Source organism: Aquimarina sp. AU119 (genome assembly GCF_900312735.1).
GTDB classification, from domain to species: domain Bacteria; phylum Bacteroidota; class Bacteroidia; order Flavobacteriales; family Flavobacteriaceae; genus Aquimarina; species Aquimarina algiphila.
In genome coordinates this window covers 274203-295336 of record NZ_OMPF01000014.1, presented here as the reverse complement: position 1 = coordinate 295336, position 21134 = coordinate 274203, and the positions used below count along the sequence as shown (strand labels likewise).

General features: G+C 33.0%; 26 protein-coding genes. 13 read left to right on the top strand and 13 right to left on the bottom strand.

The features are described from left to right. Positions 1 to 3 precede the first annotated feature (3 nt). The 7 genes from dut (at position 4) to fabF (ending at position 7010) form a co-directional block, all read left to right on the top strand. Positions 4 to 438 carry a dUTP diphosphatase gene (gene dut / locus DK442_RS12220; protein ID WP_109436163.1) on the top strand — a complete coding sequence of 145 codons (435 nt, stop codon included), beginning with the start codon at positions 4 to 6 and terminating at the stop codon, positions 436 to 438. 174 nt (positions 439 to 612) lie between these two features. After that, positions 613 to 1629 carry a sugar phosphate nucleotidyltransferase gene (locus DK442_RS12215; RefSeq protein WP_109436162.1) on the top strand — a complete coding sequence of 339 codons (1017 nt, stop codon included), beginning with the start codon at positions 613 to 615 and terminating at the stop codon, positions 1627 to 1629. Positions 1630 to 1695: 66 nt separating this feature from the next. Then, positions 1696 to 3039, top strand: a complete 1344-nt coding sequence (locus DK442_RS12210; protein ID WP_160114151.1) for a lipopolysaccharide assembly protein LapB — start codon at positions 1696 to 1698, stop codon at positions 3037 to 3039. Between the two features lie 6 nt (positions 3040 to 3045). Further along, the gene (locus tag DK442_RS12205) at positions 3046 to 3822 is read left to right on the top strand and encodes a DUF4292 domain-containing protein (RefSeq protein ID WP_109436160.1); all 777 of its coding nucleotides are present in this window, start codon (positions 3046 to 3048) and stop codon (positions 3820 to 3822) included. Further along, a complete protein-coding gene (locus tag DK442_RS12200; RefSeq protein WP_109436159.1) occupies positions 3819 to 5048 on the top strand; it encodes a murein hydrolase activator EnvC in 1230 nt (409 codons plus the stop codon). Before DK442_RS12205 ends, DK442_RS12200 begins: the two co-directional genes overlap by 4 nt. Positions 5049 to 5163: 115 nt before the next feature. Beyond that, complete coding sequence (locus tag DK442_RS12195) at positions 5164 to 5712, top strand: TetR/AcrR family transcriptional regulator (RefSeq protein ID WP_109436158.1); 549 nt, start codon at positions 5164 to 5166, stop codon at positions 5710 to 5712. 50 nt (positions 5713 to 5762) lie between these two features. Next, a complete protein-coding gene (fabF, locus tag DK442_RS12190; protein ID WP_109436157.1) occupies positions 5763 to 7010 on the top strand; it encodes a beta-ketoacyl-ACP synthase II in 1248 nt (415 codons plus the stop codon). Positions 7011 to 7015: 5 nt separating this feature from the next. On the opposite strand, the gene DK442_RS12185 is transcribed toward fabF, so the two are convergent. Together DK442_RS12185 and DK442_RS12180 are read right to left on the bottom strand one after the other, a co-directional pair. Further along, positions 7016 to 7528 carry an acyl-CoA thioesterase gene (locus tag DK442_RS12185; protein ID WP_109436450.1) on the bottom strand — a complete coding sequence of 171 codons (513 nt, stop codon included), beginning with the start codon at positions 7526 to 7528 and terminating at the stop codon, positions 7016 to 7018. A gap of 170 nt (positions 7529 to 7698) precedes the next feature. Beyond that, positions 7699 to 8703: an SPOR domain-containing protein gene (locus tag DK442_RS12180; RefSeq protein ID WP_109436156.1), complete on the bottom strand. Its 1005-nt coding sequence runs from the start codon at positions 8701 to 8703 to the stop codon at positions 7699 to 7701. A 143-nt stretch (positions 8704 to 8846) separates the two neighbouring features. Here DK442_RS12180 and dprA point away from each other — a divergent pair, with 143 nt between their 5' ends. After that, a complete protein-coding gene (gene dprA, locus DK442_RS12175; RefSeq protein ID WP_109436155.1) occupies positions 8847 to 9950 on the top strand; it encodes a DNA-processing protein DprA in 1104 nt (367 codons plus the stop codon). A gap of 162 nt (positions 9951 to 10112) precedes the next feature. Then, a complete protein-coding gene (locus DK442_RS12170; RefSeq protein WP_160114150.1) occupies positions 10113 to 10958 on the top strand; it encodes a tetratricopeptide repeat protein in 846 nt (281 codons plus the stop codon). 9 nt (positions 10959 to 10967) lie between these two features. On the opposite strand, the gene DK442_RS12165 is transcribed toward DK442_RS12170, so the two are convergent. The 5 genes from DK442_RS12165 to DK442_RS12145 all read right to left on the bottom strand — a co-directional run bounded on the left by DK442_RS12165 (position 10968) and on the right by DK442_RS12145 (position 14734). Further along, entirely contained in the window at positions 10968 to 12296 is a 1329-nt protein-coding gene (locus DK442_RS12165) for a DUF6624 domain-containing protein (RefSeq protein ID WP_109436153.1), read from the bottom strand. Positions 12297 to 12377: 81 nt separating this feature from the next. Further along, complete coding sequence (locus tag DK442_RS12160) at positions 12378 to 12731, bottom strand: SnoaL-like domain-containing protein (RefSeq protein ID WP_109436152.1); 354 nt, start codon at positions 12729 to 12731, stop codon at positions 12378 to 12380. Beyond that, positions 12728 to 13612, bottom strand: a complete 885-nt coding sequence (locus DK442_RS12155) for a sterol desaturase family protein (RefSeq protein ID WP_109436151.1) — start codon at positions 13610 to 13612, stop codon at positions 12728 to 12730. The genes DK442_RS12160 and DK442_RS12155 overlap by 4 nt, the downstream gene beginning before the upstream one ends. Continuing rightward, positions 13609 to 13794 (bottom strand): hypothetical protein, encoded by a 186-nt coding sequence (locus DK442_RS12150; RefSeq protein ID WP_109436150.1) that lies wholly within the window; start codon positions 13792 to 13794, stop codon positions 13609 to 13611. The genes DK442_RS12155 and DK442_RS12150 overlap by 4 nt, the downstream gene beginning before the upstream one ends. Before the next feature lie 70 nt (positions 13795 to 13864). Next, the gene (locus tag DK442_RS12145; RefSeq protein ID WP_109436149.1) at positions 13865 to 14734 is read right to left on the bottom strand and encodes a GyrI-like domain-containing protein; all 870 of its coding nucleotides are present in this window, start codon (positions 14732 to 14734) and stop codon (positions 13865 to 13867) included. Between the two features lie 173 nt (positions 14735 to 14907). On the opposite strand from DK442_RS12145, the gene DK442_RS12140 reads away from it, so the two are divergent. Both DK442_RS12140 and DK442_RS12135 read left to right on the top strand, forming a co-directional pair. Then, a complete protein-coding gene (locus DK442_RS12140; RefSeq protein ID WP_109436148.1) occupies positions 14908 to 15213 on the top strand; it encodes a helix-turn-helix domain-containing protein in 306 nt (101 codons plus the stop codon). Positions 15214 to 15352: 139 nt separating this feature from the next. Then, positions 15353 to 15703, top strand: a complete 351-nt coding sequence (locus DK442_RS12135; RefSeq protein WP_109436147.1) for a hypothetical protein — start codon at positions 15353 to 15355, stop codon at positions 15701 to 15703. 21 nt (positions 15704 to 15724) lie between these two features. Here the strand turns inward: DK442_RS12135 and DK442_RS12130 are convergent, their stop codons facing one another. Together DK442_RS12130 and DK442_RS12125 are read right to left on the bottom strand one after the other, a co-directional pair. Then, positions 15725 to 16123 carry a nuclear transport factor 2 family protein gene (locus DK442_RS12130; RefSeq protein WP_109436146.1) on the bottom strand — a complete coding sequence of 133 codons (399 nt, stop codon included), beginning with the start codon at positions 16121 to 16123 and terminating at the stop codon, positions 15725 to 15727. 12 nt (positions 16124 to 16135) lie between these two features. Next, entirely contained in the window at positions 16136 to 16468 is a 333-nt protein-coding gene (locus tag DK442_RS12125) for a helix-turn-helix domain-containing protein (RefSeq protein ID WP_109436449.1), read from the bottom strand. A gap of 150 nt (positions 16469 to 16618) precedes the next feature. On the opposite strand from DK442_RS12125, the gene DK442_RS12120 reads away from it, so the two are divergent. Together DK442_RS12120 and DK442_RS12115 are read left to right on the top strand one after the other, a co-directional pair. Beyond that, a complete protein-coding gene (locus DK442_RS12120) occupies positions 16619 to 17494 on the top strand; it encodes an SDR family oxidoreductase (protein WP_109436145.1) in 876 nt (291 codons plus the stop codon). Between the two features lie 69 nt (positions 17495 to 17563). Continuing rightward, a complete protein-coding gene (locus tag DK442_RS12115) occupies positions 17564 to 18187 on the top strand; it encodes a DsbA family protein (RefSeq protein WP_160114149.1) in 624 nt (207 codons plus the stop codon). Here DK442_RS12115 and DK442_RS12110 read toward each other — a convergent pair. The 4 genes from DK442_RS12110 to DK442_RS12095 are packed head-to-tail and all read right to left on the bottom strand — an operon-like array spanning position 18184 to position 21109. Then, a complete protein-coding gene (locus DK442_RS12110; RefSeq protein WP_109436143.1) occupies positions 18184 to 19287 on the bottom strand; it encodes a glycoside hydrolase family 3 N-terminal domain-containing protein in 1104 nt (367 codons plus the stop codon). The two genes, DK442_RS12115 and DK442_RS12110, sit on opposite strands and share 4 nt — an antisense overlap. A 34-nt stretch (positions 19288 to 19321) precedes the next feature. Continuing rightward, positions 19322 to 20173, bottom strand: a complete 852-nt coding sequence (locus DK442_RS12105) for a sulfurtransferase (protein WP_109436142.1) — start codon at positions 20171 to 20173, stop codon at positions 19322 to 19324. Positions 20174 to 20179: 6 nt separating this feature from the next. Further along, positions 20180 to 20638, bottom strand: coding sequence for a nuclear transport factor 2 family protein (locus DK442_RS12100; RefSeq protein ID WP_109436141.1), 459 nt, complete (start codon positions 20636 to 20638; stop codon positions 20180 to 20182). 9 nt (positions 20639 to 20647) lie between these two features. Continuing rightward, complete coding sequence (locus tag DK442_RS12095) at positions 20648 to 21109, bottom strand: nuclear transport factor 2 family protein (protein ID WP_109436140.1); 462 nt, start codon at positions 21107 to 21109, stop codon at positions 20648 to 20650. Positions 21110 to 21134: the final 25 nt, after the last annotated feature.

Genomic DNA, 21134 nt, shown 5'->3' with positions numbered 1-21134 from the left:
CTTATGCAAATAAAAATTATTAACCGATCATCACATGATTTGCCTCATTATGAAACTATCGCTTCTGCAGGGATGGATTTGAGAGCCAATATAACAGAATCTATTACGTTACAACCTTTGGAGAGAACGATTGTAAAAACAGGATTGTTTATCGAGCTACCAGTAGGTTATGAAGCGCAGGTTCGACCTCGTAGCGGATTAGCAGCCAAAAAAGGAATTACTGTACTTAATGCACCAGGAACTATCGATGCTGATTATAGAGGAGAAGTAGGGGTGATTTTAGTAAACCTTTCTAACGAAAATTTTACCATCGAAAATGGAGAACGGGTTGCTCAAATGGTAATAGCCAAACATGAACGTGCAGAATGGCAGGTTGTAGAAGAACTTTCTGAGACATCAAGAGGTGAAGGCGGTTTTGGGAGTACTGGAGTTAAATAATTAAAAACTGTTTATTCTAGACGTTTTTAGTACTGATCTCTCGACTCTGTTCTAGATGACAGAATACAAAATGTATCTAGAATAGGTTTTTGGATTAAAGAAAATAGTTTAGCACATAGGTATATGTTATGTATGCCATAAGACAAAAAATAATAACATTAAAAAAATAATCAAGTGAAAATCATAGTACCCATGGCAGGAAGAGGCTCTAGACTAAGACCTCATACACTTACTGTTCCTAAGCCTTTAATTCCAGTAGCCGGGAAACCAATTGTACACAGATTAGTATCTGATATTGCTAAGGTTTTGGGAGAACCAATTGATGAAATTGCCTTTGTACTTGGTGATCCTGCTTTTTTTGGAGAGGATGTTGTATCGAGTTTAACTAAATTAGCAGAAGAACTGGGGGCAAAAGCATCTATTTACAGACAGGATCAACCTTTAGGAACCGGACATGCAATTATGTGTGCTGCAGCATCCCTCTCAGGCCCTGCAGTAATTGCATATGCAGATACACTAATTAGAGCAGATTTTAATCTCGATAAAGAGGCAGATGCTGTAATTTGGGTTAAACAGGTAGAACAACCTGAAGCATATGGGGTGGTAAAACTTAATGAAAACAAACATATTGTAGAACTGGTAGAAAAACCTCAGGAGTTTGTTTCGGATCAGGCAGTGATCGGAATTTATTATTTTAAAGATGTAGCAGTGCTAAAGAATGAACTGCAATATGTATTGGATAATAACATTATTAATGGTGGTGAATATCAGATTAATGATGGCATCAAAAGAATGATGAGTAATGGTAAAGTTTTTGTAACCGGACAAGTAGATGAGTGGATGGATTGCGGAAATAAAAATGTTACTGTAGAAACCAATACAAGGATGCTTGGGTTTTTACAGAATGATGGAGAACAATTGGTTAGTGATCAGGTAGAACAGGAAAATTCTACCATTATTAGTCCATGTTATATAGGAGAAGGAGTAACCCTGAAAAATGCAACAATTGGACCGAACGTTTCAATAGGGAATGGATGTGTAATCGAGAATACAGCTATCAAAAATAGTCTGGTTCAAACCAAAACTGTCATAAAAAATGCTAACTTAGACAATGCTATGATAGGAAATAATGCTGTGTATGATGGAAACTTCACTACAGTAAGCATAGGAGACTATTCTATTTTGGAATAATTTGTGATGAAGTAAAAGTACTTCAGTAAATTTTATATGATTAATTATTGGAAACATATTTGTATTTTGAGTATACTCTTTGTATTAGGGTATAATGTTGGTTATACTCAGGATATAGAACCCAAACAAGAGATTAATATTGATGATTTGGGGAATGTTTCAGATGAGTTTCAAGAATCTTTTTTTGAAGCATTAAAGCAAAAAGCAATCACCAATTATGATAAGGCGATTGAAGCTTTAGAGAAATGTATTGCTATTGATCCAGAACCGAATTACCTGTATTTTGAACTGGGAAAAAATTATTTAGAGTTAAAGTTATACCAAAAGGCAGAAGATAATTTTAAGAAAGTAATAGAGGTAAAACCTAATGATAAATTTGTATTGGAACTATTGTTTCAAGTGTATTTTCAACAACGAAAATACAAAGAATCTACAGGAGTTGTAGAAAAGCTGGTTACTTTTAATTCTATGTTCAAAGAACAATTGGCAAATCTCTATTTTCTTGAAAGACGTTATGATGAAGCTTTGGTTTTAATTGATGAGCTGGATGAAGAATATGGTGTTGATGGGTATAGAGGTAGATTACGAAAACGCATTTCTTCAAAAATAACAAACCCAAATAATCAAATCTCCAGATTAGAAAAGATGATAAAAGACAAGCCTAAGGTAGAACAAAACTATCTTAATCTTATCTATCTTTATAGTCAAAGTGGGGAAAAAGAAAAAGCATTTGAGGTTGCAACTTTATTATTAAAGAAAAAGCCAAAATCGGAATTGGTACATTTGGCATTGTATAAGTTTTATCTAGAAGGAAATAAAACAGAAGAAGCGATTCAATCTATGAAAATTGCACTAAAAAGCAATAAAATAGATATGGATTCTAAATTTAAAGTGGTCAATGATTTTCTTCTCTTCATTGATAAAAATCCACAGTATGCATCTCAATTAACCGATATTATTGCTTTGCTTTCTAATGGTCAGGAGAATGGAAAAGTATTTACAGAACTTGGAAATTATTACTTTAAAAAGGACGATAAAGAACAAGCACTTAATTTTTATGAACGAGGTATAAAAAGCAATGCTAATGATTTTTCGTTATTAAGAAGAATTCTACTTTTACAATTGGATCTAAAACGATATGAAAAAGCAATGAGTGGAAGTGAATTAGCTTTAGAGTTATTCCCTGCACAACCTATTTTCTATTTGGTAAATGGAGTATCTCTTATTCATCTTGAAAAAGCAGAAGAAGCGATCGAAATTCTCACTACAGGTATAGATTATGTAATAGATGATCTTAAAATGGAATCAGACTTTTATCAACAAATTAGTGCAGCATATCAAAAACTTGGAGATGCAACAAAAGCTTCAGAATATCAAGAAAAAGTAAATCAACTTCAGAAAAAATCATAAGAGTTAATGAACAGAATATTTTTTGGTCTATTGTTTTTTTCTTTGATTGCCCTCAATTCTTGTAAAGGTACCAAAAGTGTGACCGAATCAGGTGTAAAAAGATTAAGCGCAGAAAAAATCATTGCAAATCATTATAACCGATCTTTCAATTTTGAAACACTTAATACCAAGGTAAAGGTCAAATATGATGATGGGAAAAAATCCTTTAGTCCTATCGCCACGTTACGTCTTGAAAAAGATAAAAGAATATGGGTTAGTGTAAAAATGTTAGGGATCACACTTGCAAAAGCATTAATTACACCAGAAAAAGTAAGTTATTATGAGAAAATCAATAGCACCTACTTCGAAGGAGATTTTAGGTTGTTAAGTGAATGGTTAGGAACAGACTTAGATTTTAAGAAAGTACAACAAATGCTTTTGGGACAAGCATTATTTAACTTAAGGGATGATAAGTATAAATCATCCATTACGAATCAATCCTATCAATTACAACCTAAAACAGAATTAGCTTTATTCGAGCGATTGTTTTTAGTACGACCAGATACTTTTAAAATGGCTCAACAAAAACTTAAACAACCATCAGAAAATAGAGATTTAACAATCTATTATAAAACATATCAAAAGGTAGGAAATCAAGAATTTCCTAAAGAAATTCACATAGAAGCTTTACAAGATAAAGGGAAAACAACAATTGAAATAGAATATAAAACGGTAGATTACAATGCTAAGGTAAGTTTTCCGTTTAAAATACCATCAGGATACAAGCAAGTTACTATTCAATGAGATTTTTAAAAGTCATATTTTTTATTGGTTTATTATTGGTTTGTGGTCCCTTGTTTTCTCAAAGTACCAAGCAACAACAACTAGAAGAGGAACGTCAACGCTTAAGAGAAGAAATTGAGCAAATGAAACAATTGCGGGCTGATAATAAACTTAAAGAGCGCTCTGTTTTGGATGAAGTTGAAACGATCAATTCACAGATTAGTACACGTCAGAATTTGATTAAAATTACAAATCAGCAGGCAAACTTGTTGACACGTGAGATTAATACAAATTTTAAGAAGATAGATGCATATCGCAAAGAGCTTAAGGCTCTTAAAAAAGATTATGCTAAGATGATTACCAAGTCATATAAAAGTAAATCTCATCAAAGTCGAATTATGTTCTTACTTTCTTCTGCAGATTTTGCTCAGGCCTATAAACGACTGCAGTATATGAAGCAGTATAATGAGCACCGAAAAGAACAAGCAGACCGGATTGAAAATAGTACGATAGAGCTTCAGGCGCTTAATACTGATCTTTCAAGACAAAAAAAGGATAAGCAAGGGTTGATTGAAGAAAATAGACAGGCGCAACAAGATCTTAAAGAAGAGAAGAAGGAGCAACAAATATTAATGGCTTCAATTAGGAAGAAAGCGGGGACGTATACCAAACAAATTAAGAAAAAACAAGAACAAGCTAGTGCGATTGATAAAGCAATCGAAAAATTGATTAGAGAAGCTATAGCCAGGGCAAATAAGAAAGCAGGTAAAAAAGTTACCAAAAAAGGTTCAGCAACGACCTTTGCTCTGACTGCAGAGGCTAAGATATTGGCCGATAATTTTACATCGAATAAAGGAAAATTGCCTTGGCCCGTGGGAACAGGAAGAATAACTAAGAAGTTTGGACGTCAGCCACATCCTACATTACCTAATATACAAATTAATAGCAGTGGAGTCGAAATAGAAACAAGAACAGGAGAGAAGGCAAGAGCTATTTTTGAAGGAGAAGTAATCGCAATACAAAAACTTAGAGGAGCCAGCCGATTAGTTCAGATACGACATGGTAATTATATCACTACCTATTATAATATAGAAAATATAACAGTTAAAGAGGGTGATAAGGTCGCAACCAAACAGTCTATAGGTGCAGTACGTACCAATCCAACTACAGGTAGAGCAATCATGAAATTTTTAATCTACCAAAATGCAAAGCGATTAAACCCGCAAAGTTGGATTTATAAGATGTAATCTATTAAATGGTCAGTATAAAAAAGTTGTCAAAGTTAAGTTTGATAGTTTTTTTGAAATATAAACTTAATTTTTAAAGTTGCATACTTACTGATAAGTAAGTATATTTGGAACTATGTCTGATAAGAGAATTGAGATACTGGATCTGGCTGAAAATTTGATTAGAACCAAAGGGTATAATGCATTCAGTTATAGAGATATATCAGGACCATTACAAATAAAAAATGCTGCTGTACATTATCATTTTCCTAAAAAATCTGATTTAGGGGAGTCGATTATTATTAGATCAAGAAAGAAATTTCAAAAATACGATGAAGAATGGAGAAAATACTCTCCAAAGAAGAGATTGGATAATTTTATCGCGTTATATGAAGAAAATCAATCACTCAATCTGGTTTGTTTGGTTGGAGCTTTGGGATCATCTTATGAATCATTACCAGAGAATATGCAAGATAATCTTTCAGAAATGAGTGGTGAAATCAGAATATGGATGATGGAGCTGCTTAAAGAAGGACTTGCCAAAAAAGAATTTAATTTTGCAGAAAAACCTAATGAAAAAGCAGATCTTATCATAGCATCATTACTTTCTTCTCTTATTCTTGATAAAGTAATTAGGGAGAATATTTTTAAATCAGTAAAAGCCTCCATATTAAAAGGAGTGTAGTTTTTTTAACTCATAAAACTTACTTATTAGTAAGTATAATTTATGTATATATGAATGAAAAAAGAGTAGTAATAACAGGTTTGGGAGCAGTGACTCCTCTAGGAAATTCTGTTGAAGAATTTTGGAATAATGCAATCCTTGGTCAAAGTGGAGCTTCAAAAATTACAAAGTTTGACCCCTCTTTGTTTAAAACTCAGTTTGCCTGCGAAATCAATGACTTTGAGCCACAAAAGTATCTGGAACGAAACGAAATTAGAAAAAGCGATCTATTTACTCAGTATGCACTTTATGCAGCATCAGAAGCATTTGAAGATTCGGGAATTGACATGGATAAGATTTCGCCATTTGACGTAGGTGTCATTTGGGGAACAGGACAAGGAGGGATGAATACTTTTGAAAATGAAGTAAAAGAGTATGCATTAAACAATAAAAATCCTCGGTTTAATCCATTTTTTGTGCCTAAGCTCATTGCTAATATGGCTTCGGGTATGATCTCTATGAAATTTAATCTAATGGGTATTAATTATACTACGGTTTCGGCATGTGCAACATCAAATTCTGCTATAATGGATGCATATAATTATATAAAATTAGGGAAGGCCAAAATATTTGTCACAGGAGGTTCTGAAGCGCCTATTACAGAAGCTTCTATAGGAGGGTTTAGTTCGATGAAAGCAATGTCAAAAAGGAATGATCATCCAGAAATAGCTTCAAGACCTTTTGATAAAGAGAGAGATGGTTTTGTAATGGGAGAAGGAGCTGGAGCTGTTATTCTAGAAGACTTTGAGCATGCAAAACAAAGAGGAGCAAAGATTTATGCAGAAGTTGTGGGAGCTTCAATGACTGCCGATGCGTATCATATGACCGCTACCCATCCAGATGGTCTTGGAGCTGCAAAAGCAATGGAACTGGCATTACAAGAGGCGCAGATTAATCCGCAAGAAGTTGATTATTTAAATACTCATGCGACTTCGACTCCAGTAGGAGACCTAAGCGAGGTTAAAGCAATTTCCAAAGTATATGGTAGTGCACCTGAAAATCTTGTGTTAAGCGCAACGAAATCGATGACAGGGCACTTACTTGGCGCCGCTGGAGCTATAGAAAGTATATTATGTATTAAAGCTATCACAGACGGAGTTATACCACCAACAATTAATACAGATCATATTTCAGATGAAATTCCTCAAAGCTTAAATATCATAACACAAAAAGCAATATCCAAGAATATTGAAATTGCTATGAACAATACATTTGGTTTTGGAGGGCACAATGCAATAACAGTTTTTAAAAAAATGTAAAAAGATTATGATACAAAGAGCGCCTTTAACTCGGTAGCATCATCAGGTTTCATTTTTCCTGCAAGCACCAAACTTAATTGTTTACGACGTAAAGCAGCATCATATCGTTGTTTTTCTAAAGTTGTTTGCGGGTTAATTGAAGGCACAGCAACAGGGGTTCCACTTTCGTTTACAGCAACAAAAGTATAAATCGCCTCGTTTGCTTTAGTCTTTTCTCCACTCTGACGATCTTCTACCCAAACATCAATATAAACTTCCATAGAGGAAGTAAAAGCTCTGGAAACTTTGGCTTCAACAGTGACAACACTTCCTAACGGAATTGCCTTGTTAAATGCAACATGATTTACCGAAGCGGTTACCACAACACGTCTAGAATGTCTGCCAGCAGCGATTCCAGCAGCACGATCCATACGTGCTAAAAGCTCTCCCCCAAACAAATTATTAAGTGAGTTGGTCTCTCCAGTTAATACAAAGTCGGTTAGTATTGCAAGAGATTCTGAAGGGGTTCTAGCTTCCATAGGCATTTTAATTTTTGACAAAGATATGAGGTAATACCGTAATGAGAAAATAAGTTATAGGGTATTTAATCCTTAGCTTTAAGGTAAATACTTAGAGATAAGAATAGATAGAGAATATACCTATTTGGATAGGCATAAAATGCAGTAAAAAACTAATGTTAGAATAATTTTTAATTTCCCTGAATGAATAACCAGGCTTTTGGGCTTTCCTGATTTTTAATTTTTCTTAATGCTTGTAGTGCTTCAGATCTGTTTTCATAAGTTTCATACACTACTTGGTGTAATCCATACTTGTTAACTCCAATTAAACGAGCATTAAAACCTTGAGCTTTTAAGCTTTCAACTTTTTTATTAGCATTAGATTTAATTCTAAAAGCACCAGCAACAATATGATATTTTCCAGATAATACTTCTATAGATTCATTAGTACTAGCCGTTGTTGTGTTTTGTTCTTCTTTTACGATATTGAGACTAATGGTAGGTAAGGGATTAGATATTTCAAAAGTAGCCTCCTGAATTCTGTTTTCAATCTCTTGATTGGCTTTTTGCCATTCTTGATTATTATAGCTTACTGTATTGTCACTAATTTGTTTTAGACCAAAGAATCCACCAATACCTAATACTATGGCTGCAACGGCTGCATATTGTAAATATGGTCGCTCACGACGTTTTTCTGGAGTGAAGGTAAGAGGAGTGACTTCTTCAATTGCTTCAACTTCTTTTTTATAAACTTCTCTGGCGATTTCAACTTCACGATTGATCTCTGGAGAAGCAAATGAATATAATCCAAAAGCTTCACTTAGATAATTTACTTCCTGAGAAGGTTCGAACTGAAGCGTATTTTCTACAGAAGTAAATAAAGAACCAATTTTATCTAGCTCTATACGCTGACCTTGAGCCATTTTTTCCTTAAGCGATAATACATAACGTTGGATTTTAGCCACAGCATCTGTATAAGAAATGTTTTCTGCAGAAGCGATGTAGTTGGCTAACAGGCCATCATTATTCTGTAATTGACTATTAAAAGAAATCAGTTTTTGAGGAGGGTAAAATGCATTTGTAGATTCGTGAATCGTAGCCGGTTGACGTCTTGTTAAAAACGCACCAAAACCTGGCATGATTACACATTCATATCTATATAATAATTCACTTATGTATTTGGCTGTATTATTCATTGCCCCCTTCTAAATATGCTGTTTCTTCAATGTGATTAGTCATTTCAAAGGTATGAAAAAATGGAGTCCATCGAAACTATAGTTTCTGAATTTATCAACAGTTTGGTTTTTTTTGTTTCTTGCACTGACTTATAATGCATTACATGATCATCGAAAAACTTCTGGCGTTACTAACGCTTAAAAAGGTAGCAAATTTAGGAGATAACTCTATCAAAAGATTGATACGTGAGGTGGGTTCTGCAGAAGAAGTACTCACTGAAAAAACTAGTAACTTACTTAAGATAGATGGTATTGGCACTGTAAAGATCAAAGACTTACATAATCCACAACATCGCAAAGCAGCAGAAAATGAATTAAAATTTATAGAAGAAAATAATATTAATTACCAAATATATGATCAGGAAGGATACCCAGAGAAGTTAAAACATTGTATTGATGGTCCTGTAGTATTGTTTTCTTCGGGAAATATTAACCTTCAACATAAAAAAATATTAAGTATAGTAGGTACAAGAAAAGTAACAAGTTATGGTGCAAAATTCTGTGAAGAATTAATAGAAACATTGGCTCCTATTAATCCCATTATTGTATCTGGATTTGCTTATGGTGTGGATATTATTGCGCACAAAACTGCTATAAAACATAGGCTTCAAACTGTAGGTTGTTTAGCGCATGGTTTAAATCAAATTTACCCCAAAGCGCACAAGAAATATGTAGCACAACTAGAAGAAAATGGAGGTTTTTTTACTGATTTCTGGAGTACAGATGCTTTTGACCGTAAAAATTTTCTGGGGCGTAATCGTATAATAGCTGGCCTTAGTGAAGCAACAGTAGTGATCGAAAGTGCAGATAAAGGAGGTTCACTCGTTACTGCCGAAATTGCAAGTTCGTATAACCGAGATGTGTTTGCTGTTCCTGGTCGCGTAGATGATGCATTAAGTAAAGGCTGTAATATGTTAATAAAAACACAGCGTGCTCATATGCTAACCAGCGCTGCGGATTTGATTTACATGCTTAATTGGGAACTTGATGAAAAAGAACAGCCTGCTATACAAAAACAACTATTTGTAGAATTAGAACAGGACGAAAAGAAAATTTTTAATTTTCTAAATAAAAATGGAAAAGAAATATTAGATGTTATCGCATTGCAATGTGATTTGCCCACTTTTAAAGTAGCTTCTGTATTGCTTAATATGGAATTAAAGGGAGTTATAAAACCATTACCTGGTAAATTATTTGAAGTGGCTTAGGAACATTCTTTTTATTCTATAACTAATCATCAAACCAATCAAATTTAACAAACAAAGACTAAAGATTTTTAAGTGAAAAATTTTATAATAAAATCAGTATCAATACGTATAATTATAATGTTTTTGTTTGTTTCTTGCTCAACATCTAAAAAGAAAAATTCTATGACAGATTATCAAAATGCTGAAGAAATTAAAGAAAAAATTGAGAGAGGAGATTTGGTAATAGGTATTTTGGATATCAAAATGGTTGATGAAATGATTGATCTATATACTAGGTCAGGAAATTCTGGTAATGCTGAAGGTTGGTACGAGTTAGGTATGATTTATTATAGAGGTATTGGTGTCGATCAAGATGCTGAAAAAGCAGTTTCTTACTTCAAATTGGCTGCAGAATTGGGATATGGTATAGATGCGTGGATTAAATATATTAGAATAGCATATTTCGCTAAACTTACTTCTATCCCTGCAGATAGAATTAAGGATTTAGTCGCTGATCTCGAAGATAAAGATACTAGCGGAGAGATTTATTTGCTTAAAGGGTATATGCTAAATCAAGGATACGCATATACCGAAAATTTGGAAGCTTCTTTTTTTGCGCTTCAGCAATCTGTTAAAAAAGGAAATGCAGATGCAATGTTTGAGCTATGTATTTATTATCATTATGGTATGGGAGTAGAGCAGAACTCACAAAAATCAATAGATTGGTGTGTTAAAGCAGCAGAAAATAATAACATTAGAGCAATATATAATCTAGGCACATATTATGCTACAGGATATGAAAGTATCTCTAAAGATATTAATAAGGCAATAGCATATTATACTAAGGCTGCAAATCTAGGCCATGGTAAAGCGGCAGGACAATTGGCAGCAATGTATATTATGGGAGAGGAAGTAGATAAAGATGAAGAAAAAGCTAAGATGTTTTATACATTAGCTTTTGAAAATGATTTTGATGTCGATATTTTCTTTGATAGTTTGGGTCTGAAAGAAATTGATATTGAGGATTGAAAATAGTAATTATTGACTCTTCTGAAGGAGTTCTGTAATTTCTAACCATTCCTTTTTATTATACCAAGAAATAAATTCTGGTTGTTTAGTTATTTTAAATCTATTCTCCCATTTCCTCCAGACAAGAACTTTTAGAATGTTTTTACAGATTCGTTTAGAACGTTTATTCTCGAAAGGAGCAAGATATAATGATGCCTGATAGAGTTGGTCATTACTAAGTTCTCCGTAAAATGATATTGCACTTGCAATATGTGTATTTGCAGAATCAATATTTTTCTGAGCTATAAATTTTTTAAAGGTTTTAAAATTTTGTTGTGCTTTTTGATGTGAGGTTGCTAAGGCTATTTTAGCTTCTTCTTGACTAGGTCTTTGATATTCGATGCCATGAAAATAGGCATAAACCTCTATGGGTTCTAGAAGCCCTAATGCTACCCTTCTTTGATCTACATTGGCAGGATCTTGAATAGGGTGAGGGGCGCCTTGTCCCATACTTGCTCCATAGGTTTGTTTCTGCCAAATATCTCTTGCTATCCTGTCATTGAGCTCTGCATAATGATTGGGATCCATATCTCCTTTTTTCATTGCTTTTTTGATTAGGGATAGGCATTTTTGTTTAAAAAAAACATCGGGGTAATGTTGTGGTATTGCCCAACTGATTTTTGCTCCGTCCTCTCCAACAAGTTCATTTCCGGGCCAACCATGAATATCAATTATACTATCGAGCTTATTTTTATTTATTTCCCATCGATCTTCGACAGCTTTAAAAAGTAATTGGTATTCCTCTACAGAAGCATTACTATCTAGAGATTTTGTTTTTTCTTCGTATTGAGATAATGCAAGTTGATCCTGTGCCCACATTTCTTCCAATTCTTTTAATAACTCAGGATTTTTAATGGACTGTGTATATTTCTTTCTATTATTACTTATAGTATGTAGTAGCGTATTCCATCTTGAGTCGTTTCTTAGGTTGGATAAGCTTGGATAGGTGGCCGTCAATACAGAATCTCTAAGTCCGGCTTGTATCGCTTTATGTAATGATTGAAAGGCTTCTTCATTTTTGTTTTTGGTAGCATACACAGTTGCTGCCATAAAGTAGATCTCCCAGTTTTTTTTCGGCATAAGCTCTGCTGCTTCATATAGTTGATTGGCAGCTTCAATACTTTGACCATCATTTAGAGTTCTATATGCATTGATTAAACTACGTACCCATTTTGGATTTTGACCGCTAGTAGTATATCCTTCCTTACTAATTTTTTCACTTTCTTTTTTAGGTGTATTACAACCGAAAATCAAAATCAAAAGGCATATATATACTGCGGATAATGAATTGTTTTTCATACTATTTAATTTAAATAACACTAACAAAGGAAGGTAATGGTTATTTAAAAAAATAGAATAGAATTTGCTTTTGAAATAAATTTAATGATAAAAGAATTGTTCTTTTATAATCTTTCCGTTTGCAACTTCATACACAATAATTTCGTCTATACAGACATCGGTGTTATTTACTAATGTGACATCAGTTATCATTCTTATGCTAAAGTGATTTGAACTCACTAAAGGTTTAGAAACCTCAAAACGATTCCATTGCTTTATATTCGAAAGAAATGTCTTTTCTTTCTGAATCATGGCTTTTAAACCAATTACAGATCGTTCCTGATACTGTTCTGGTTCGATATTTACTGCTTCCAAAGCAAATAACTGCTCTTGAGCCTCTAAAAACTTTTTTTCTTTTAGTAAATCTACGAGTTGATTAGCTATTGTAATAGTCATATGTTGTTTTTTTCAGATTGCTTAAAATAAGGAGGTCTCCAGATAAGATTTCCAAAAATAATTCTGAATCTATCTTTCCATGTATTACATTGTTTTACATCCTTCCAGATATTTTTGTATTCAATAAAATTAATTGTGATGGGATTATTAGTGTGTATATTTTTTGTGAGTCCATAAACTACTTTTTCTTCTTCTCTTTGAAAAGTTCCGAATACCTTATCCCATAGTATGAGAATTCCGCCATAATTCTTATCAATATAGATATCATTAGAACCGTGATGTACTCTATGTACAGAAGGAGTATTAAATATTTCATCGAGCCATCCAAGTTTGACAATTCTTTCTGTATGTATCCAGGTTTGATATTGGGCTACAAAAACTAAACACACTATAGCCTGAAAAGGATTAAACCCTATCAATATCATCGGAATAAGAAAAATCCATTCTATTGCGCTTTCGACAATGCTTAATCGCATTGCTATAGATAAGTTATAGTCTTCTGAGGAATGATGTACACTATGATTTGCCCATAAAATACGATGTTCGTGTTCTAATCGATGCATCCAATAGTATGTAAAATCGGCAACTAATATACCTAAAGCCCATGTCCAATTATTCATTTCGATCTCAAATGGAGAAAGATGATAAAAGGGTAAAAGGCAAATGATTCCTATAGAACCCAAAATTGTTTTTTCTAATAATTGTCCAAGAAAAAAGATAATAATGTTTGCTCCGGTATCCTTCCACCTGCGTTCTTTGGCAGTAAAAATATCCAGAAAAATTTCGAACAGAGTAAGCGTAATATTTAGAATAAAGAAATATCCTATATATGTCAATACTTCCGAATTTTCAAAAAGAGTTATTATTTCTTCGATATTCATAATTTATTTTTATTGTTTTTTTGAGGAAGAAAATATAAGAACCAAAGGAACCACAATAGGCTTAATAATTCCCAGACAGAACCATTACCATGATAAAAATCGATTACATCTTGAAAGGAGTAGAAACCAATACATCCTAAAACTCCTAAATACCAATGCTTTTGAAATGTAAGATTATTCATATTATTCTTGCTTATTAAGCAAAAATAATAGGAAGATCAATCTGTGTGTTTGTCAATTTTGGACAATCCTTTATTTAATAGGAATATAAATTTCGGTCAGTAATTGATCTGCGGGAGTATCGGTTTCATCATTCAGGAAAAATTCTATAGTTGGTTTGTCAACAAGTTCGAATTGTATATCGGTCATCCAATGGGTATAGATATAATCATAAGTAATTAGAGAATCTTCATGACTGCCTTTATGGAGGAATTTGATATACTTTTGTGGTGCTATTGTTTTGGTTCTAAAAAGCCCTTCTACCTCAAATTTTAATGGTAGTTCTATAACAATTGCAGCATTATATCGACAATGAATTGTGTCGGTAATATCATTATCATCTAAAATCTCTGCCATGCAAATAGTATCATCATCGATAAGATTATTTTTTAAGGCATAATCAACAAGTTGTTCCCAGGTATTTTTGATACCATCGATATTTTCATAGGTCCCATGATAAGTCAAGTAAAGAATATCAAGACTTGGTAATTCTTCTATTTCAAATGTTATTGAAGGTTTTTTATGTATGTAATCTGTATCAACAGCTCTTTTTTGTATTTGCAGTTTGAGTTCCTGAGTTTCTCTAAATTGAGAAGGAGAACAATTAAATTGATTTTTAAATGCCTTACTAAAGGCTGCAATATCGCTATACCCAATATTAAAGGCAATATCAGAAATAGAAGTGTCAGAATACTTTAGATATTGTGCTGCTTTTTCAAGCTTGATCCTTTTGATATATTTTCCTATGGTTTCGTGGTGTAGGGCAAGAAAAATTCTGTTGATATTTCTATAAGAGTAAAATGATACTTCTTCTATGTCCTTGATGGTAATATCTTCCTTAAATCTTTTGTCCAAAAAGTTTAATAGAGATTTATATCTTTCGAGTTGTGTAGGATTACTCATTATACATCATTTTTAAGAAAGATACGAATAGAATATCATTTGATAGTTGTCTGTTTTGGACAGTTTAATTAAAAACTTATAAGATCATAAGAGAAGCAGAACTGGATAAAACCATAAATTTATTACTTCATTCTTAAAAAAAACAATAAATTTGTCAAACTTTGACAAGTCAAATGAAAGAAACTTTTGGGGAATATATAAGATTACTTAGAACAGAGAAGGGGTTAACGTTAACTCAGCTAGCTGCTCAATTGGATCTGGACTCTGCTAATCTCAGTAAAATTGAAAATGGAAAACGCGATTTTGATGAGAAGAGACTTGATAGATTAGCAATGGTTTTTGAGTTAAACCCAAAAGAATTGCACAATGAATATATAAGTGATCGACTTGCAAAACAGATCTATGAGATGAATTGTTCTACAGAAATTCTAAAAGTGGCCGAAGAAAAGGCAGAATATCGTAGAACATTAAAAAAATAGCAAAGATGATTTGAATTTTACTCCTAAAATACTGAGGAGTATTTTTAAGATAAGATATTTTTCTTGATAAGAGTTACATTTCCTACCCGGTAATTCTTGTTGGTATTTCTGACCATGCGAAATAATAAAATATAAACTAATGAAAATAGACCTAGAAACTCTGAATTTTCCAAATTTTAAATTGTCAACACATCAGGATTTGATCTTGTTTTTGATTAGAAATGAATTACTAGGAAATAGGTTTATGAATCAATTGAATACATTAGGCTTTGACACCTCTTTTTTTAATGTAGAACTTGGCACGGCAATTTTATCATTAATTGGTTTTGATAATCGAACCGATATCTTATTAGAATGGTATCATAAGACTTTAAGTAGTTATTCTATAAAGGTAAACGCAGAAGATAGTGCTGCTACAGACCAAGTTGTTTTTGATTTTTATATAGCATTACGAATTAGACTTCAGACTCAGCAAAAAAATATGCTTTAAGGCCAATGCCAGACTAAAAACTCAGTTTTTTTTCATATTTTCCAGAAACTCACCCATTTTTTGATGTACGATCTGTATTGCTTTTAAAGGACGAATCATAACTTTAATGTCTGCTAATTTTCCATCTTTATCAAAAGTAAGCATATCTACACCTTCTACAATTACTCCATCAATCACAGTAGTAAATTCAAGAATACTATGCTGTCCATTTGTTATTTCACGAACATATTGAAAATGGTCATTGGCAATAATATTACCAGCGGCAATAAGGTACATACACACGATTTTCTTTCCTTTTTGAGGAGTCCAGACTACTGGCGAATGTAATACAGCATCATCTGCAATAAGGCTTTCTAAGGCAGCAAAGTCTCGATTTCTAACAAATTGATGCCATTGTGATAATCCTGTTGAGGTACTCATAAAGTACTTGTTTTATTGGTTTTCATCTTTAATTAACTTGCTTCCAAACATCTCTATTTGTTCTATAATAGGTAGAATTTCTTTACCGATAGTTGTCAAAGAATATTCCACTTTAGGCGGAATCTCTTTATATGCTTTCCTGTTTAAAATTCCATAAGCAGTTAAATTTTTAAGCTCCTGAATTAACATTTTTTCGCTAATGGCAGGAATCAATCTTTTCATTTCACCAAACCTTTTCTTTTCTTCTCCTATTTCGTGTACTATTTGTAACCTCCATTTTCCTCCAATAACCTTTAATGCTTCTTTTACAGGGCAATCCTCAATATTTTTTTCATCTTTTTCCATTGATAACATTTTGATAATCAGTATTACATACTTTTATGTAAGTACCATACATAAAGGTAAGTACTTGTGAAAAATGCAGTACTGCTGTAATTTTGCCAAAGATATTAAAAAAATCATGTGTCGTAAAGACACCTAAAAAAAATAAATATTATGAAAATTTTTGTTTCCGGAGCTTCCGGGTTTCAGGGGGGTAACATTGCGCAACAGTTGATTGCAAAAAATCATAAAATTTCTACGCTTAAGAGGACAATAGGAGAAGGAGTACCGGTGAGAGAGGGAATAGATGTAATAGAGGGAGGGTTAGGAGATAAAGAAGCTCTGAACAAAGCTTTGCAACATACAAATGTTGCTGTGTATACGTTTCCGCTACTTTTTGATATGAAACTTGCAAAAGAATATACATCGAATTTTATTGCTGCAGCAAAAGAACAAAAGGTTGATCTTGTTATTTTTAATGCAACTTTTGATTTACCAAAGGAAGAAACAGAATTATTGGCGCTTAATCTAAAGGTAGAGATGAAAAGGTTATTTGATGCCTCAGGGTTAAATGTAATCACCTTAGTACCGGATATTTATATTGATAATCTGGCAGCACCATGGTCTATCCCTGTTATTTTAAATGATAATATCTTGCCTTATCCTGTTACTTCTGGTACAAAAGTTCCATGGATAAGTCATGTAGATTTAGCAAAATATGTAGTATCTGCTATCGATAAACCTGAATTAGCAGGTCAGACATTACCTATTGGAGGCAATTTATTTACTGGAGAAGAAATCGCAGCTGCAATTTCAGATAAGATCAAAAAACCAGTAAATTTTGTAGGAGTATTACCTGATGATTTTGAAAAACAACTTGCTCCGGCATTTGGAGAACTTGCAGCAAGAGAAATCTCTAATTTATATCGTTATGTAGAGCAAAACCAAACAGAATTTTTGAAAAAAGATTTTAAAAATACAAATAAACTTTTATCTGTAACACCACAGACACTTGATGAATGGGTTGATTCTGTGAGTTGGGCTAACTAACCTTTCAAAAGTCTTATTGTGATCAGTGAGGCTTTTTTTATTTTTCCATTCGGAAATGAAATTAAAAAAATGAAGAAATATAAAATTACATATTACTATGATGCCCTATGTGGATGGTGTTATGGATTTAGTCCGGTAATGAATAGAATCTACATGAAATATAAAGACAAAGTAGATTTTGAAATACTAAGCGGAGGTTTATTTATTGGTCATAGAGTAGGGGCAATTAATGAAATTGCACCTTATATCAAAGAAGGAGCCTATAAAACAGTAGAACAGAGAACAGGGATAGAATTTGGAAAGAAGTTTTTAGAAAATGATGCAATGATACTGGACTCTTTGCCTCCAGCAATTGCCCTTTGTATTATAAAAGAGAATTATCCAGAAAAAACAATAGAATTGTCACAGGTGCTACATAAAGCTATTTATTTTGATGGGATAGACCCGAGCGATATTGGTATGAACTCAACTATTTTACAAGGAATTGGTGTAAATATTGAAGATCTCAATTTAAAAATGAGAGACGAAAAATATATAAAAATGGCCCAACAAGAGTTTACATATGTTGCTTCCCAAGAAGTTGGAGGATTTCCATCTGTAGTATTAAAAGATGGTACAGATGATATTATTCTATCCAGAGGATATGTTGATTTTGATATGCTTGATACAAAGTTAGACCAGATAATACATTAAATGACTCCAGCACAAATTTTTAATCGTAGAACTTTTTTTACAGATTGCATGACTTGTTTTTTATAGTCAGGATTGGTTTTTGTTTCTGCAAGAATAGCATTAATCGTTTTTATTTCATTTTGTGGCATTAGGATCAAGTCACAACCAGCTTTAGAAGCAAGTAAAGGTGCATTATCTAAAATTGTGACCGCTTTCATAATATTTAGTGCATCAGAAATGACAATACCTTTAAATCCCATTTTTTCTTTTAGAAGGCCAGTAATAATTTTTCTAGAACAGCTAGAGGGCAATCCATCGGTGCCATATTCTGTATTATTTTGTATTGTAATATGTGCGACCATAATAGAAAGTACTCCATCTGCTATAATTTTTTTATAATTATCTACTTCCTGTAAAGGTCCGTCTATATATACACTCTGTTTATGTGTATCTCCTTTTACAAGACCATGACCAGGGAAGTGTTTTGCAGTAGCAATAATTCCTCCTTCCTGAGTACATCTTATAAATTGATTTGCCAGATTAATTACAGAATCTTTATTGCTTCCGTAGCTTCTGGACTTGATAGCCTCGTTATTTGGACTAATATCCAAAACAGGGGCATAGTTATGATGGACTCCAATATCTCTAAGTTCTTGGTTGATAATGCTAACAACAGAATCTGATTGAGTATCATTTTTAATATCAATAGTTTTACCTACGTCTTTGGCTCCTTTAATTCTACTGGCAAACAGACTTGGCTCTGCATCCATACTAAACAGTAGTGGTAGGGTTTTATTTTTTGAGGCAATAGCATTAAGGGTATTTATGTTCTCGGTATGCTTTTTCTTACTGCCTTTTAAGAATACTACACCACCAATAGCATCCTGTGACGCTAACTTTTGAACAGTAGCCTCTGATTTGCCTAATTCTCCAGCAGAAGTTATGATCATTTGCGCCACTTTTTGTCGATCACTAAGTACATCGAATATAGAATCAACAGTACGATCTAATTCTATATTATTAGTGTAAAAGTCCTGTAAACCAAATTTTGGTATTTCCTGGGCAGAAGTATGTATAGTTATAAGCCCAAAACAAAAAGCAAATCGAAAAAAATAATTCATAGTATATAATTAAGCAGGTACTTTTGATTTGTATTTAACATTCTATGGGTACACCATCTAGTTGCCCCCATTCGCTCCAGGAACCATCATATATGGATACCTTATGATATCCCACAAGTTCTGAAGCTAACATAAGTATACAAGCGGTGATTCCTGATCCGCATGTAAAGATCAGTTTTTTATTTTCAATAGAAAAGGGTTTTAATATTTCTAATAATTCTGAAGTAGGTAGCATTTTACCATTGTTAAGCACTTTGGTGTAATGTAAATTGATAGAATTAGGGATGTGACCTCCTTTGAGACTCTTTCTTGGTTCAGGCTCGATACCTGTAAACCTACCAGGAGAGCGAGCATCCAGAATTAGAATGTCATTATTATTCATTGCATTTACTATGGCGTCTGCATCCTGAATTAGATTGGGAACTAAAGTGGCTTCAAAATTTCCTGATGCTGTAATCTTTATTGAGTTTTCCTCGGGTTCACACGGTAATCCTGCTTTTTGCCAAGAAGGTAAACCACCATCAAGCACTGCTACAGCATTATGCCCCATTGTTTTAAACATCCACCATACCCTGGGGCTAGAATAGATCCCTAATTTGTCATAGATCACAATTTTATGATGAGAGCTAATCCCTAATGCTCTACAAGCTTCAGAAAATGTTTCTGGAGAGGATAGCATGTTAGGGATGTCAGTATTTGTATCAGAAAATGTGTGTTTAATATCAAAAAAACGAGCATTTTTTATATTTACATTCGGTTTTTTGATAGTATCATGAGAGGTTACCTTTTTGATGGTAGCATCAAGAATTATTAAGTCTGGATGATCTAAATGTTTAGAGAGCCAACTAACAGAAACAAGAGGTGTTGTGATTTCTAAGTTTTTCATTGGTTTTTACGAGTCAATATGAAATTTATCAAGTAATCGATTCGATCTATGTTGTATTTTTTTTCTAAAATATGAAGTACCCCCTAAGACTTTTCCCTTCCAACCCATAGCTTGAGAAGCCCATTGTTTTAAACTAAAATGATCTACATGCTTTATAATCTTACCATCTTTAAATTCAAAATAAGAATTTATTCTATTAAGAACGGGTCTTTTTCTATCACCAAAAGTATATCGCGCTTCCCAGTATGCAGATCCTTTTTGATCTTCAATTTGTATATCAGAAAATTTTGCAGTCAGGTCTTTTCCATTCTCACAAAGCCAATACCAAACTTTTTTAGCTTTATCAGGTTGTAATTTCCCAAAAATAGGATCTTCAAAAATGATTTCATCATGATAGCATGACATCATCAGATCGACATTATGATCATTTAGTGAAGTATAAAAAGTTTTGATAAGCTCTTTCATGTTTTTGTATTATGATCGGGAAGCTATAAATTTATCGAGCATTCTATTTGTCTGTTGTATGAGTTTTTTCTTAAAAAAACCTGTGCCGCCTAGCAAGTTTCCTTTCCAACCCATAGCTTGAGAGGCCCATCGATGTAGACTAAAATGATCTATATGCTTTATGATTTTACCATCCATAAATTCGAATTGAGCATCGATTTTGTTATGAACAGGTCTACCAGTTTTACTAAAGGTATACCAAGCTTCCCAGTGCGCTTTTCCTGTGTTTTCATCTGCTTCGACTTGAGAAAATGCAATTTTGAGATCTTTTCCATTTTTACAAAGCATTCTCCACATGTTTTTTGCCCGATCACTTTTTAATTCTCCAAAAGCAGGATCTATAAAAATGATATCCTCATGATAGCAAGAGATCATAGTATTAGCATCACGATTATTTAAGGCTGTGTAGAAAGTTTCAATAAGTTCCTTCATAGATTGTATAGTAAAAATAGGAGCT